This is a genomic window from Prochlorococcus sp. MIT 1303 (assembly GCF_001631965.1).
Taxonomy (GTDB): domain Bacteria; phylum Cyanobacteriota; class Cyanobacteriia; order PCC-6307; family Cyanobiaceae; genus Prochlorococcus; species Prochlorococcus marinus_D.
Genome location: NZ_LVHK01000040.1, coordinates 51,339 through 65,496, shown reverse-complemented (window position 1 = coordinate 65,496; position 14,158 = coordinate 51,339). Strand labels below are relative to the sequence as shown.

The following is a 14,158-nucleotide window of genomic DNA, read 5'->3' as shown; positions in this document are numbered from 1 at the left end:
GTTGGTATGTCTTTGTTTTCTTTCCTCTTAGAGTAGGGGGGTAGGTGTCTTTTTCTAGTGCTTGCAAAGGTTTTCAGTCAAGAGCGTCAAAGAACCGCTTGATGATTAGCTCTTCTGGTGTGAGGCGCTCTGGAGGTTGCTGAGGAATCAGCTGTAAGGGGGTAGGCGTTGGTTGATCCTCTCTACCTGCTTTTAATTCATTGAGCCATTCATCGAGCATGTCATCTGTAATTGGCTTCTGTTTGCTTGTGCCTAGACTCTATTACCAAGGTTTATATTACTACTCCTTTGTAATAAGATAATGACTACTAGTGGTATAGGTGAGCATCTTAAGGGCTTCATGGAAGAGAATTCTTAGTGGTTTAAGTACATGCAGTACGATTATTGAAGTGCGTAGACAAATAACCTTGTGGTGGCTCAGCAGGACTGATATGGGCAAGCTGCTTCCTGTAAAAATTTTGTAGAGCCAGATCCATAATTGAAGGTGAATACAGAGATAACTTTGAAAGAAAATCTATAAATGATTTACTAGGAGAAGTATATCGATCGGGAATCTGAACAAATCGCCTGTAGAAGTGATAATCATATGAATGCTTATTTTCAACAGCAAATGTAAGAATTGAACCATACTTAGGGAAGTCACAAGCTAACCCAGAATGCAGTAAACGTGGATCAAAAAAAACAACATCCCCTGGATTAACATCAATCCAAATCGCCTTGCGGGAACAACTGTTAACTAGATGGCTGCCTGGGTACAAGCCAAATGTTATAGGCCTGTACTCATGAAAGAAAGTAATTGCTCTAACAAATTTGAAATTTTTCAATCCAGAGTCCCAACTAGGCGGCTCAGAGAAATCAAACCATAGATCTCGATGGAATGGAAAACCAGATCTATGAGCAAACAAAATATCACCACCATGGCAAAATCGTATTGATGGGCCGATTAAATCTCGGATCGTTGAAATTAGTTTCGGGTATGATAGGAATGGCCAAATACTTGGCTCCTTAACAAGGAAGCATGGAGATAGAAAACCTTGCTTTAGACCATTTGATACTAGATCAGAGTCAGAATCATCGAGCCCACTAATTGACCGAGTGAATTGAAGCATATGATTAACCATTTCAAGGTCAATTAGACCCTTGGAATACCAAAAACCCTCTTCAGCATAACTTTGTCGGCTCAAAATAAAAATTTGACATTCTCTAAACACATTACTCAAAGAACAATGTGAGTAACTTTTTGTTGCGAATAATAGATGACATTCAGGAAGAAGCTACAATAGACTCTATATAAAAATTAAGTAAAATGAGCAAAGAGTCTGCTGAGGCGTTTGTATCCAATATGTATGCAGACGAGGACTATGCACAATCAGTTGTAGAAGCACGATCAAAAGAAGAGCGCCGTGAATTGCTTAACAAGCGAGGCTACGAATTTTCTCTAGCAGAGCTAGAAGCCGCAATCTCTCAGTTTGGTTTGTCAGATGACAACAGAGAGTTAACGTCTGATGAGCTTACCGCCGTCGCTGGGGGAGCAAGAAGCAGAGCTTCAAGAGGTAGGTTTTTCACGGCAGCTATGAAAAGTTTTGAAACAGGCTTTACAAGCGGCAGTGGTGTTAAATGTGACGGCTCAGGCAGCGAAAATGAATGCGTTTGCTGACGACTCATACATCAATGTATAAGAATATTAATATGATTTACTTGCCAACTCTTCACGCTAGATAAAATGCTCAAGTTAGAACAACACCATATTTCAAAACATGATGATTGTTATTTGGTTATTTTGCCAAATAAGATGAGTGCAGTTGCTGCTAACGAAAAACAAATAAACCTCTTGCGCTCACTTCAGTCAAGCAGCCTAGAGACTGCTTCAGCTGAAGAAATAAAAGTTTTGAATGAAATGAATATCATTACCAATAGAGAAAACCAGGATTTCGAAGAACTTACAAGTAAAGTAGATATTTATAAGATAGCTCTCTTTATAAGCCAGGATTGTAATTTTAATTGTGTCTACTGTTATGGCGCAGAAGAAGGTTCTCCAGTTGGAGGAACCTATGGGAAAAGAGGTAATATGTCTGCGATTACGGCAAGGAGTGCAATAGATTGGCTGATAACTGCATCAGGTGAATTAGATACAATTGCGATAGGTTTTTTTGGTGGAGAGCCACTTTTGAACTTTCAAGGTATGCAAGATATTGTAGAATATGCAAACAAACAAGCTAATAAACATGATAAAAAAATCAAGTACAGCATTACCACAAATGCCTCTCTTCTTGACGAAGATAAAATACATTTTTTAAAGGATAATGATGTACATGTAACGGTCAGCATGGATGGAGGTCGTCGCATTCAAGACTCTCAAAGGCCATTACCAAATGGAAGAGGAACATATGAATTAGTTGAACCAAAAGTAAAGGCCTTATTGAAGGAAATACCTGAAACAGTCTGTAGAGGGACAGTTTTTAATGACGCTGATGTGTTCCAAGCAGAACAAGATCTGAGTAAACTCGGATTCAAGCAAGTTTATCTGACTGTCGCATCGCCCTCTTTATTAAAACAACCTGAAAAAGAAATCAATACTTCGTCAAAAGTTGAAGTAGGCCTACATCGCTTTCATTACTCAATGCAAAAGGCAAAAGAAGAAGCCTATCAAATTCTCAAAGCAATCAAAAGTCGTGACTCTCTAAAACTAAATCAGTTGATAAAAAATGGAGCATGGGCCCGAAAAATCATTCGGTACTCAGAGCAATTTGTACAGCGCAAAAAAACACATTTCCCCTGTGGAGCAGGTCGTCATTATGTTGGTGTATCTGCTTCTGGTGATATATATCCATGCCATAGATTTGTCGGAACTGAATCTACTAAAATTGGTTCTATTTTCAACGGCGAGTTAAATCGGAGTAAGTACCATCAAACCACTCTACATAAAGATAATGGTAATAACTGCTCTAGTTGCTTTGCCAAGTACGTCTGTTCAGGAGGATGCCACCATGACAATATGGGTGCGACTGGAGACGTTCACGGACCAGATCCAGAAATGTGCGATTTGATTCGTGAAGTGGTTGAAGTGTCCGCACTAATTTCAATAAAACTAACAAATCAAGATAAAGAGTATCTTGAAAGCAATAAATTCTACCAGCCATATAATTGCCCTCTGGATATTTTTTGAGGTGAGTTCTTATTCTAACTCAAGACGATATTAAGCAATTTGCTAATAATGGTTTTCTAGTCAAGCGCAATTTCTTTTCAAAGGATTTGGTCGATAAAGCATTAAATTGCTTTCTTGAGTCATGGCCGAGAAGAAGAAAGAGCCTTGATAAAAATGGACTAAATTGGTATGGCCCTTTCAATCCTAAAGAAGAGTGCTCTGGTAATGGTCTAATTCGCAGCGGATATAGATGGCTAGATAGAAGAAAGTCCAAGGAAGATTGGATTGTGAAAGGTTTTCTTTTGAACCCTAATTTGATATTAAGTGCCGAACAATTGATGGGATTCAATAATTTACTGACACCTACAGAAATAAGAGGTATATATGCGACCTTGCCATCGCAAGGACAATCAGAGTTTCCTCTTTACCCACATGTTGATTCCCATCCATTCAGTCTTGGGGTTGTTACCTACCTGATGGATATATCATCACCTGGAGCAGGAGCATTCACTGTTTGGCCTGAAAGCCACCTTAAAATGAACTATTCTTTTATAAATAAAGTAGGTGAACAAAAAACCTTTGATCATAAAATTATACTTAGAGAAACATTAGATCAAATAAATCCATTAGAGCTTCTAGCTCAAAAGGGTGATCTGATCTTTTGGCACCATCGACTTATTCATGCTGCAGGAATCAATCACTCCAAAAACCCCAGGGTAGCCTTATTCGCAGATTTATTTCACAGTCAATTTAAGTTGCTAATGATTGAGGATTCATGTGTCAATCTTTGGAAACACTGGTCGCCAAAGCTAAGAAAATTGAACTAGTTCATCAACACAATATTCCTTATAACGAGAAGACAAGGCAAAGTAAATGCTTTAATGAGGTCATCAGATCAGTGTGCTGTTGGTAGAGGTGTTTGATTTTCTGTGTGTCTTTATCTTCTTGTGCTGCTAGCAACATCTTCTCGTAGATGCCGACTTTGCTGAGCATGGAGCGGCAGAGCTTTTCTTTACCGTTAGTGCGTGCAGTGTTCAAGGATTCCATCAATATAAATCAACATCAGCACAAGCAAGGTCTCTAATCATAAATTCTCAAAAGCTCACCAATAATCTCCTATTCTAGTAATACTCAAACTCTCAAGCAATGTTACTCATTAGAACCAATGAATCAACAGGGACTTATCAAAACACTGAAGTCATGTGATCTTATATCTAAAGGGCTTTCCGAACCTGAGCTTGAATTGCTTGCAACTTATTTTCAAGTGTGTGAATACAAGCCCAATGAGTGCCTGATGAAGGAGGGCGAACCAGCAACAAGCCTAATGATTCTGGTGTCCGGAGAGGCGCGGGCAATCTTATCAGATTTGCAGCTAAACATTATTCATCGCAAAACTATTTTTGGCGAGAGTATATTCAACGAAGAGCCGAATAGAATTGCAACAATAACAGCATCGAAAGACAGCATGGCAGGGATATTTGACCTTGAGAGCTATCAATCACTTATCAAGGATTATCCAATGATTGCAATTCAATTTAGCAGAACAATGATTGAGGAGCTCAAGCATTGGAAACTCTATAACAACGAACTATTTTACGATGATTCAATACAATATTTAGCGCTAATGGCCCATAATCAAATGAAGCAAAGTCTCGTAGACTTTACAAAGATATGCTCCGAAAGAATCAAAAGGCATCCACTTGTGGCCACAGGTACAACAGTTCAGAAACTCTTTAAAGAAGTGGGTTTAATGTTGTCTCGCAAGGTCGAATCTGGCCCACTTGGGGGAGATCAAGCAGTTGGAACAATGATCTCAAAAGGAAATATCAGTGCTGTAATCTTTTTTTCGTGATCCTTTGTCCGCTCATCCCCACCATGCTGACATCGAGGCACTTGGTCGCTTATGTGATGTCTACCAAATTCCATTTGCAACCAATCCAGCAACAGCAGTTGCTGGATTAAATGAATTAGAAAAGTCCATGACCATTCACTAGATATTGAAAATCGAGTTCTCAATCAATATCGAAACCAACAGAAAAAGGTTGTTGTTAACTCTAGGGAATAAACCTAAGAGGAAGTTAAGGAAATCGTATTACTGATGGTGGTTCACTCGCTAGCGTTACTCGCTCGTTCACATCACCATCAGTAATAGGTAAATGTGATGTATTTAATTAAAGGCTTCTGGGCCTTAGGCCTTAAAAGCAGAGCAACCTCGCCAGAAGTCAATCGCACTGAAGCTGGCAAACCCTTAAAAATATGCGCTACACCTCGTGCTTCACTCAAGCTGGTCCATAGGCCTGAGAGATAAGCCAGCTGCACTTTTACAGTGTTCTTACTTAATCCCCTACCTAACAACTTTTGCTTGTAGGCCTCAGCCATTTCGCGTGTACACGAAAGAGGGCTCGCTACTTGGCAAAAACTCATGAACGCTTCTAGAGCCTTGACCCACTGCACGTAGGTTCTTGAGGCAGGTTCTTTTTGCTGACGTCGTAACTCAAGCAAGTCTTCTGGCATCAACAAGCTCTCAGACTTTTCGATGCCTTGGAGCAGATCAAAACCTCTTTTGGCCTGTTCACTACTTAAGAGGCCTTGAACTCTCAACATCTCAAGGCCGACTGCCATATCACCCTTCTCAGCCTGAGGAGTCAGCCCAGGCAGAGCCCCTAACAGCTCATCAGTAGTCAAGGCAGCTTGCCCCCGTGCCTCCGCAATCAGCGCATCAGTTCTCTGCAAGAAAGCATTCTGGCGGGCTCTGGCCTCATGCAGAGTCTTCCCACCTGGCTCTTTAAACACTGCTTTGCCGATCACGCTCCTCAAATCCATAGGAACTGCCCGTTGCAGCACGTAGCTTTGACGAGCCTTAGTGATGTAGTTCGGGACCTTTCTGAACGGCACCTAGACCAACAGCGATATCAACACCAATCCAAGAATGCTTAGAAATCTCTGCCCAGCACTCGCTAACAAGACCTACTTCAACTATGGCGGGCAAGGCCCTCTGCCGACGCCTTCACTAGAAGCGATTACTGCAAGCTGGCAGAACATTCAAGAACTGGGTCCCTTCACCAACAGCGTGTGGCCCTATGTGGCCAAAGAAGTCCAAGCCACTCGTTCACACTTAGCCAAGCTCTGCGGCGTTGCACCCCATCGCATCGCTCTCACTGAAAATGTCACCAGTGGCTGTGTCTTGCCGCTCTGGGGCCTGCCTTTCTCAGAAGGCGATCGCTTGCTCATTAGCGACTGTGAACATCCGGGAATCGTTGCTGCATGCATCGAACTTGCCCGCCGACAACACCTGGAAATAGACACGCTTCCTGTAAAGAACTTGCGTCATGGTGCTAACGATCAAACGACTAGCGACAGCCTTGTGCTGGAAAGACTTGAGCAGCACCTCAAACCAAGCACAAGGCTGGTAGTGCTCTCCCACCTGCTATGGAATACAGGCCAGGTGATGCCGATATCAGCTGTTGCTAAAGCCCTCAGTCATCATCCACAACAGCCTTTCTTGCTCGTGGATGCGGCACAAAGCTTCGCCCAAATGCCTGTACAGGAAGCCGCTGCCGCTTCAGATATCTATGCCTTTACGGGGCACAAATGGGCCTGTGGGCCTGAAGGGCTTGGTGGAGTCGCCCTTTCAGAACGGGTGCTCGCCGAAGCGAATCCCACCCTGATTGGCTGGCGCAGCTTGCAGAACGAAGGCCATCTTCAAAACAACCTGAACGAACTCTTCCATCACGACAGTCGACGCTTTGAGGTAGCAACCTCCTGCGTGCCGCTGATGGCTGGCCTGCGCTGTTCGTTGGAGCTGCTCGAAACCGCAGGCTCGCAGCAGGAACGACTCAGCCAGATTCGCCAAGGCAGCCGAAACTTATGGAATCAACTACAACAGCTCACAGGCGTTGAAACACTGCTCAAAAGTGCCCCAGCCGCTGGTCTTGTCAGCTTTGAGTTACCCCAAGGCCCCCCAGCTCCTGATGTGGTTCAACAATTAGGAAACGATCAGCTCTGGATTCGGCATCTCGAAGATCCAATCTGCCTACGTGCCTGCGTGCACATCACCACTGAAGAGCAAGAACTCAATACACTTAAAACCGCACTCAAGCAGCTAGCTAGCAAAGGAGAGCCAAGCAATTAACCGTTAGCTGCTTTATCTTCTTTGCCAAAAGCAGATCAATAATCAATCTCAAAAGTTCCATTATCAACGACAAAACAAGTCTATGAATCAGAAGCAAAGTCAAATCCAGCCTCTAAGAGCATGCCTGATGTGCATCAAATCATAAAGCCATTGATTAAATAAATTCAAAAGGAAAAGCAGCCGATACTTAGACAAGAGAGGTGGGTTTATTCAGCACTTAATTAGCACTTACCCAAGCCGGTCAAGTGCTACATCGGCGATGATCTCACAAAATGGCTATGCTTTAATTGTCAAGTCGGTTTCAGCAGGGATCAGCTGCTGAAGGAAAGGGGGAAAGTTCGGTGAAAGTCCGGCGCTGTCCCGCAGCTGTAAAGCGCAACCGCCCTTCTTAGAGCACTTGCGCGAGTCAGAATACCCGCCGAATTTCCATCGACGAGGATCGAATCATTCCTACCAAGCTTGCCCACCGGCACCCTTCCACACGATTGCGCAGCTACAGCTGGCTCATTGCAGCCATCCTGTCCACTCCAGCATTACTAGCGATGCTGGTGAGGCCAGCTTTCGCCCATCACCCCTTCGCAATGCCAGAAGCGGGAAATCTCAATGCCCTGCAGGGTTTAATCAGTGGGGTTGGCCATCCACTACTTGGGCCAGACCACCTCTTGTTTCTGTTGGCGATTGGCTTCGTGGGCTTGAACAGACCACGCCAATGGCTGGCACCATTACTAGCAGCTGGTCTTCTCGGTAGTGCGATCTCCCTAATCATCCCCCTGCCAGAAACTCTCTCTGTTTATGCAGAAGCACTTGTCTCACTGAGCCTTGTCGTTGCTGGCCTCGTGGCTTTAGGCAAAGCATCTCCCTTGCTTTTGGTACCTTTAATTTCCCTACATGGATATCTATTAGGGGGAGCAATCATAGGAGCAGAACCAACTCCACTAACAGCTTATTTCCTAGGCTTGTTCATTAGTCAGGGAAGTATTCTTTTGCTTATCACAACATATTCAAAGCGTCTTCTTGATAGCATCGGCAAAGGCGGGCAACACATTGCCGCAGGCATTTGGATCGGCATTGGAGCCGCTTTTGCCTGGTCACTATTAATTCCTTAAAAGACAATCTACTTGTAAATTAAGTCTTCTATTTTAAACAAAATAAACAGTTGGCCATATGATGCAAAGCATAAGACTTCAGCCAACGATCACTAGACCCTTTAAGGGTCACAATAAGCTCAACAACGTCAAGGCCTTATTTTGTTCTTAGTGTGAACTCTTTGTTAACACTAAGAACAAAGCCTCATCCAGAAACCTCTCTTTGATAGAGGGTTCATCAACTTTGCAGTCGCGATCTGAGCGCCCGCTCAGCTTCCTCGCGATCATCAAAATGCACCTTGCTGGTTCCGAGGATCTGATAATCCTCATGGCCCTTGCCTGCCACCAACACCACATCACCAGGAGCCGCCTCGGCAATCGCAAGAGCAATCGCCACCGCCCGGTCAACCTCCACAGTTAAGGCTGTGCCTTGAGGGATTCCAGCCACCACATCAACCAGTATTTGCTGGGGATCTTCTGTGCGGGGATTGTCTGAGGTCACCACCACTCGATCGGCCAACCGCGCTGCAATCGCAGCCATCTGAGAGCGCTTGCCACGGTCTCGGTCTCCTCCACAACCAAACACGCAACACAAGTTTTTACTGGTGAACGGCCTGGAAGCCGTCAAGGCATTCTCCAAACCATCAGGGGTGTGGGCGTAATCCACCAACACAGTGGGCACTTGACTGGCATCAGCTGCAGGGATCAACACGCGCTCCATCCGCCCAGGTACGCCGCGGAAGTCTGCGATCGCTTTCAACAACAACGGCAAGGGCAAGCCCTGTTGCAACAACACCCCAACCGCCTGAAGCAGGTTCATCAAGTTGAAGCGACCCAGTAATGGAGAGTCAAACCAGCCCTCACCACAAGGGCTGATCAGGCGACCTTGAACCCCAGCGGAGCTCATCGTCAGCTCCGTCATTGTCAGTTCAGCGTCAGCTCGCTGCAAAACACCCTCGGCAAGAGAACTGCGCCAACAGGTATCGCCGAGACGCTGCGCCAATCTTGCGCCCCAGGGGCCATCAATATTCACCACCGCCTTGGCTGATCCAAATTCCAGCAACGGTGGTGCAAACAGCTGCGCCTTGGCCTCGAAGTAAGCCTCCATCGAAGAGTGATAGTCAAGATGATCTTGAGTGAGGTTGGTAAACACGGCACCAGCAAAACGACATCCCGCCACCCTTTGTTGTTCAAGGGCATGAGAGCTCACCTCCATCGCTCCCAACTCAGCACCGGCCTCAACCGCTTGCGCTAACTGAGCCTGAAGGCGATCAGCAAAGGCCGTGGTATGCGTTGCGGGAACGCTGTAGTTAGGCCAGCGATTCACGAGGGTGCCAAACAAGGCAGTTGATCTGCCCACAGCCACACTGAGATGCTCAATCAGATGGGTGGTGGTGGTTTTGCCATTCGTCCCCGTTACCCCGATCAGAGCAAGTCTCGAGGAGGGCTGCTGCCAAAAGGCCGCTGCCAGCTGTCCAACCCATGCTGCAACCGGCTCGGGTACCACCACTACCGCATCTGTAGGCCCAGGCGGCTGCAAGGCTGCTGCTGCCGGACCAATCACCGCCGCCTCTGCACCAGCGGCCAAAGCCTGACGCCAAAAGCTGCCGCCATCAACCTGTTCACCAGGTAAGCCCAGGAATAAACAGCCTCGAGCAACCGCACGGGAATCACAGCTAACCATTGCAAGACAGGGATTCCCCAATCCCTCCGGCACAGGTAGTCCTACAGCCCGCAACAATGAATGGAGCATCTGGGTCATTCCAGGCCCGCCCATGAATGGAGCCGTTCTAGTCCGATCCAAGCGCCTTGGTGCAGGCCTGTTGCAACCAGCGGAACAGTCCTTCCCCCCCAAGCCGCGGCGACACCCGCGGCAGCTCTAGCGAAAACTGTTGCTCCAGTTCAACCAACACCAAAACAGGAACCTGCAAGTCGTAATGGTCGCGGATACTGGCGGGTGTCGCACCATCATCGATATCGATCACACACAGCGTTAAAGGTGGCTGGAGTTGATCCAAAGCCAGCTCACGCAGGCGTTGTTCAAGCCCCTCACAGAGACAACAACCATTGCGGCTGTAAAGCAACAACCTCAAGGCCTGCATTAATCAGGCACCGGGTCGCAACCACAGGGGGTAAAAGGATGGCAACGAGACAGGCGCCGCAGGGTGAGCCAACCACCTCGCCATGGTCCATGACGCTGGATCGCTTCAAGCCCGTATGCACTGCAACTTGGGATGAAGCGGCAATGGGGCCCAAGTAAAGGGGAAAGCCAGGTTCGATAAAAGCCAATCAAGGCAAGCAGCACTGAACCAATGGCTCGATTGAGCAGTGCAAAGATGCCGCCGGATAGAGTATTGGATTCGCGCATAGCGAGCCGAAGGCTGGGCCTTGAGGTCCAGCATGACGTATCGGGAGCGCGAACTATTCTATCCAACCTGCCTTAACCCATGTCTCGATACCGCGGCCCTCGACTGAGGATCACGCGGCGCTTGGGAGATCTACCAGGTCTCACCCGGAAGGCCGCTAAGCGGTCCCATCCCCCCGGTCAGCACGGCCAAGCCCGTCGCAAGCGCTCCGAATACGCGATCCGCCTCGAAGAAAAACAGAAGCTACGCTTCAACTACGGAATTTCCGAACGGCAGCTTGTGCGCTACGTGAAGAAAGCCCGTGCCCAAGATGGCTCTACAGGAACCAACCTGCTCAAGCTGTTGGAAAACAGACTCGATAACGTCTGCTTCCGCCTCGGTTTTGGGCCCACAGTTCCAGGTGCTCGTCAACTGGTGAACCATGGCCATGTGACCGTGAACGGCCGTGTTCTCGACATTGCTAGTTACCAATGCAAAGCCGGTGATGTGGTTGCCATTAGAGAGCGCAAAGGCAGCAAAAAGCTGGCCGAAGCGAACCTAGAGTTCCCCGGATTGGCAAATGTTCCGCCACACATCGAGCTCGATAAAGCAAAAATGAGCGCCAAGATCATTAGCAAGTGCGAACGTGAATGGGTCGCACTTGAGATCAACGAACTGCTGGTGGTGGAGTACTACTCCAGAAAGGTTTGAATCAAAATCAGCCAAGCGTTCTTCAACAGGCCCCTGCTTTGCAGGGGTTTTTTGTTGCTGTTGCCTACCCTGCACAAAGCCCTCTCTAGATCGTGGCCCCAGCTCAAAGCGATCAACAGCAGGTTGCAGGGATCAGTACCCGCGCCATCCACCACGGCGAGAGCTTTGCAGCAGAGACCGGCGCCGTGATGCCACCGATCTTTACCAGTTCAACCTTTGCCCACGGCAATCCTCAAGGCTTCGACTACACCCGTTCAGGCAATCCCAATTTCCGCATCCTCGAATCAGTGTTGGCAGCCGTGGAAAGCTGTCAATTCGCCACTGTCTTCGCTTCAGGGGTGAGCGCCATCACAGCCATCGCCTCAACACTGCAAGCCGGAGATCTGGTGCTCTGTGAGGAAAATCTTTACGGCTGCACCGTGCGCTTATTCGAGCAGGTTTTTAGTCGTTTTGGTGTACAAACAGCCTGGCTGGATTTCACCAATCCATCAGCTCTTGATGCCATTGCAGTTCAAAAACCCGCAATGATCTGGCTGGAAAGTCCAACCAATCCCCTGCTCAAAGTGATCGATCTAGCAGCCGTGTGTGATGCCGCTGCAGCAGAAAAAATCCCAGTCGTCGTCGACAACACGTTTGCCACAGCCCTACTACAACGACCACTGCAGCTAGGCGCCACCCTCTCACTGACCAGCACCACCAAATACATCAACGGCCATTCCGATGCCCTTGGCGGTGTGGTCTGCAGCGACGACCCGCACTGGCAGCAAAAGATGGTGTTCGCACAAAAGGCCTTGGGATTACAACCCTCCCCATTTGACGCCTGGTTGATTACTCGCGGCATCAAAACCCTGCCACTCAGGCTCGAACGCCAAATCGCTAATGCTGCCGCCATCGCCGATCAACTGGCCAGCCATCCGCGCATGCACTGGGTGCGCTATCCATTCCGTTCAGACCACCCCCAGCAGGCTGTAGCCCGCAAGCAGATGAGTGGTGGTGGTGCAATTGTCACGGCCAGTCTCAACGCTGACCAAAGCCAGACTTACGCCTTCTGCAAAAGCCTGAGCTATTTCACCATGGCCGAAAGCCTGGGCGGTGTTGAAAGCCTCGTTTGTCATCCCGCCACCATGACCCATGCCTCAGTCGATCCAGATGTCAAGCGAAAACTTGGCATCGATGATGGTCTGGTGCGCTTCTCCGTGGGCTGCGAAGACCTCGCTGATCTCAGCGCCGACTTAAATCAGGCCCTCAAACAGCTGTAGTGAGCCCACGCGACCTACTGCAGGATCCCTGCTGGCACGCTGATGACCTCGGCAAAGCTCTACCAGATAGTCCCCATGCTGTTTCGGTAGCCCTACCCCGCTGGCAAGACGTGGTCGCCTATGAGGAGAAAGACCCTGCTTGTCTCAAGGCCCTACAGGCCATCTACCCCCGCTTCGGCTTCCATCCACTGGTAGCAGAGATCGCCCAAAAAGCACGAGAAGAGCATGGCTGTGCAGATGGCAGTGCCTGGCCCTATCCCACTGCTGCAGCCGCTGAACGAGCCAGGTTTCATTGCCAGCGCAGTGAGCCGATGGCAAAAACAACCATCAAAACCATACTGGGCCTGCCATGTTTGCTCACCGACGCAAAAGGCTGCAGCGCTGCCAAGGCCTTCTGGCAACACAGCGGCCTTGGTGCATCCTCACGTCAGGCTGCTAGCGCACTTGGGCACGAACCATTCCCCTCACTGCAAGCCAGCGCGGACGCCCAGACGTTGCTAAGACGACGACTCGCAGAGATCTATGGCTGCGACCCAGAGCTCGTGCAGCTGCATCCCTCCGGGATGGCTGCTCTCACCAAAGCCCTGCAAGCGATTACGGCTCTACGCCCAGGCAAACCCTGCTTGCAGCTTGGCTTCCCCTATGTGGATGTGCTCAAGCTGCCTGAGGTGGTGTTTGAAGGTTGCGACCTTCTACTGACAACAGAGCTGAACCGATTGGCCCTGGAGTTCGATCGCAGACAACCAGCCGCTGTGATCGTTGAGCTACCCAGCAACCCCATGCTGCAGTGTGTCGACCTGCCAGCGGTAGCCCGCCTAGCACAGGCTCGTGGTATCCCCGTGATCGCTGATGACACCATCGGCTCACCACTCAATCTTGATGCCCTGCCCCATGCAGACCTGGTGTTTAGCTCCCTCACCAAAAGCTTCGCCGGCCGTGGTGACATCCTGGCGGGTTCTCTCGTCGTAAGCCCCAACTCCCGCTGGCGAGAGGAGCTGTCCGGAGAGCTCTCGACTGCCCTTGCTCCCCTCGGGGATGCTGATGCCATCGCCCTAGAACAAGCCAGCCGAGATGTGGCCCAGCGGCTGCCGCAGCTCAACAACGCCTGTCAATATTTGGCAGGCAAACTGGCAAGCCATCCTGCCGTTACTCGCGTCCACCATCCAGGCCAATGCGCCAACTTCCAAGCCCTGATGCGCCCTGGCGCCGGCCACGGCTGCCTGCTCTCGTTTGAGCTATGGGGGGGGATAGAGCAAGCCAAGCGGGTGTATGACGCCCTGCAGGTCTGCAAAGGTCCAAGCCTCGGCACAAGCTTCACGCTGGTGTGCCCTTATGTACTGCTCGCCCATTACAACGAACTGAGCTGGGCAGAATCCTGTGGAGTACCCAGCCATCTGCTGCGCGTATCCGTAGGGCTTGAAGATCCCGATAATCTTTGGCGCCGCTTTGAGATGGCCTTCAAGGCCTAACCGTAAGCAACC

16 protein-coding genes and 1 riboswitch are annotated in these 14,158 nt (G+C 48.8%); of the genes, 9 read left to right on the top strand and 7 right to left on the bottom strand.

Annotated elements, in window-relative coordinates; translation table 11 throughout:
* Nucleotides 1–73: 73 nt before the first annotated feature.
* The gene (locus PMIT1303_RS13310; RefSeq protein WP_156486916.1) at nt 74–220 is read right to left on the bottom strand and encodes a hypothetical protein; all 147 of its coding nucleotides are present in this window, start codon (nt 218–220) and stop codon (nt 74–76) included.
* A 142-nt stretch (nt 221–362) separates the two neighbouring features.
* On the bottom strand, nt 363–1,220 hold the full coding sequence (locus tag PMIT1303_RS13305) for a hypothetical protein (protein WP_156486915.1): 858 nt from the start codon (nt 1,218–1,220) through the stop codon (nt 363–365).
* Between the two features lie 86 nt (nt 1,221–1,306).
* On the opposite strand from PMIT1303_RS13305, the gene PMIT1303_RS05585 reads away from it, so the two are divergent.
* The 3 genes from PMIT1303_RS05585 (at nt 1,307) to PMIT1303_RS05575 (ending at nt 3,972) form a co-directional block, all read left to right on the top strand.
* The gene (locus PMIT1303_RS05585; protein ID WP_074159205.1) at nt 1,307–1,657 is read left to right on the top strand and encodes a Nif11-like leader peptide family RiPP precursor; all 351 of its coding nucleotides are present in this window, start codon (nt 1,307–1,309) and stop codon (nt 1,655–1,657) included.
* 66 nt (nt 1,658–1,723) lie between these two features.
* On the top strand, nt 1,724–3,166 hold the full coding sequence (locus tag PMIT1303_RS05580; RefSeq protein ID WP_082824443.1) for a radical SAM protein: 1,443 nt from the start codon (nt 1,724–1,726) through the stop codon (nt 3,164–3,166).
* Between the two features lie 11 nt (nt 3,167–3,177).
* Nucleotides 3,178–3,972 carry a phytanoyl-CoA dioxygenase family protein gene (locus tag PMIT1303_RS05575; RefSeq protein WP_082824442.1) on the top strand — a complete coding sequence of 265 codons (795 nt, stop codon included), beginning with the start codon at nt 3,178–3,180 and terminating at the stop codon, nt 3,970–3,972.
* Between the two features lie 19 nt (nt 3,973–3,991).
* On the opposite strand, the gene PMIT1303_RS05570 is transcribed toward PMIT1303_RS05575, so the two are convergent.
* Complete coding sequence (locus tag PMIT1303_RS05570; protein ID WP_156486914.1) at nt 3,992–4,183, bottom strand: hypothetical protein; 192 nt, start codon at nt 4,181–4,183, stop codon at nt 3,992–3,994.
* Between the two features lie 127 nt (nt 4,184–4,310).
* On the opposite strand from PMIT1303_RS05570, the gene PMIT1303_RS13060 reads away from it, so the two are divergent.
* Nucleotides 4,311–4,997: a cyclic nucleotide-binding domain-containing protein gene (locus tag PMIT1303_RS13060; RefSeq protein WP_082824441.1), complete on the top strand. Its 687-nt coding sequence runs from the start codon at nt 4,311–4,313 to the stop codon at nt 4,995–4,997.
* A 290-nt stretch (nt 4,998–5,287) separates the two neighbouring features.
* Here PMIT1303_RS13060 and PMIT1303_RS05560 read toward each other — a convergent pair whose 3' ends face one another.
* Nucleotides 5,288–6,040: a hypothetical protein gene (locus PMIT1303_RS05560; RefSeq protein WP_156486913.1), complete on the bottom strand. Its 753-nt coding sequence runs from the start codon at nt 6,038–6,040 to the stop codon at nt 5,288–5,290.
* Nucleotides 6,041–6,074: 34 nt separating this feature from the next.
* Between PMIT1303_RS05560 and PMIT1303_RS05555 the strand changes: the two genes are divergently transcribed.
* Entirely contained in the window at nt 6,075–7,277 is a 1,203-nt protein-coding gene (locus PMIT1303_RS05555; RefSeq protein ID WP_063397859.1) for an aminotransferase class V-fold PLP-dependent enzyme, read from the top strand.
* A 279-nt stretch (nt 7,278–7,556) separates the two neighbouring features.
* Nucleotides 7,557–7,715, top strand: a riboswitch (cobalamin riboswitch).
* Between the two features lie 47 nt (nt 7,716–7,762).
* The gene (locus PMIT1303_RS05550) at nt 7,763–8,383 is read left to right on the top strand and encodes a HupE/UreJ family protein (protein ID WP_063397907.1); all 621 of its coding nucleotides are present in this window, start codon (nt 7,763–7,765) and stop codon (nt 8,381–8,383) included.
* Nucleotides 8,384–8,600: 217 nt separating this feature from the next.
* On the opposite strand, the gene PMIT1303_RS05545 is transcribed toward PMIT1303_RS05550, so the two are convergent.
* Genes PMIT1303_RS05545 through yidD form a run of 3 tightly spaced genes read right to left on the bottom strand, consistent with a single transcriptional unit; the run spans nt 8,601 to nt 10,730 of the window.
* Complete coding sequence (locus PMIT1303_RS05545) at nt 8,601–10,124, bottom strand: UDP-N-acetylmuramoyl-L-alanyl-D-glutamate--2,6-diaminopimelate ligase (protein ID WP_063397858.1); 1,524 nt, start codon at nt 10,122–10,124, stop codon at nt 8,601–8,603.
* A gap of 28 nt (nt 10,125–10,152) precedes the next feature.
* Nucleotides 10,153–10,464 (bottom strand): glutaredoxin family protein, encoded by a 312-nt coding sequence (locus PMIT1303_RS05540; RefSeq protein WP_011826725.1) that lies wholly within the window; start codon nt 10,462–10,464, stop codon nt 10,153–10,155.
* A complete protein-coding gene (gene yidD / locus PMIT1303_RS05535) occupies nt 10,464–10,730 on the bottom strand; it encodes a membrane protein insertion efficiency factor YidD (RefSeq protein ID WP_011129607.1) in 267 nt (88 codons plus the stop codon). Before yidD ends, PMIT1303_RS05540 begins: the two co-directional genes overlap by 1 nt.
* Nucleotides 10,731–10,809: 79 nt before the next feature.
* Between yidD and rpsD the strand changes: the two genes are divergently transcribed.
* The 3 genes from rpsD (at nt 10,810) to PMIT1303_RS05520 (ending at nt 14,146) form a co-directional block, all read left to right on the top strand.
* Nucleotides 10,810–11,418 carry a 30S ribosomal protein S4 gene (gene rpsD / locus PMIT1303_RS05530; RefSeq protein ID WP_011129606.1) on the top strand — a complete coding sequence of 203 codons (609 nt, stop codon included), beginning with the start codon at nt 10,810–10,812 and terminating at the stop codon, nt 11,416–11,418.
* A gap of 92 nt (nt 11,419–11,510) precedes the next feature.
* Nucleotides 11,511–12,677: a PLP-dependent aspartate aminotransferase family protein gene (locus PMIT1303_RS05525; protein WP_063397857.1), complete on the top strand. Its 1,167-nt coding sequence runs from the start codon at nt 11,511–11,513 to the stop codon at nt 12,675–12,677.
* On the top strand, nt 12,677–14,146 hold the full coding sequence (locus PMIT1303_RS05520; protein WP_063397856.1) for a PLP-dependent transferase: 1,470 nt from the start codon (nt 12,677–12,679) through the stop codon (nt 14,144–14,146). Before PMIT1303_RS05525 ends, PMIT1303_RS05520 begins: the two co-directional genes overlap by 1 nt.
* The last annotated feature ends 12 nt before the right edge of the window (nt 14,147–14,158 follow it).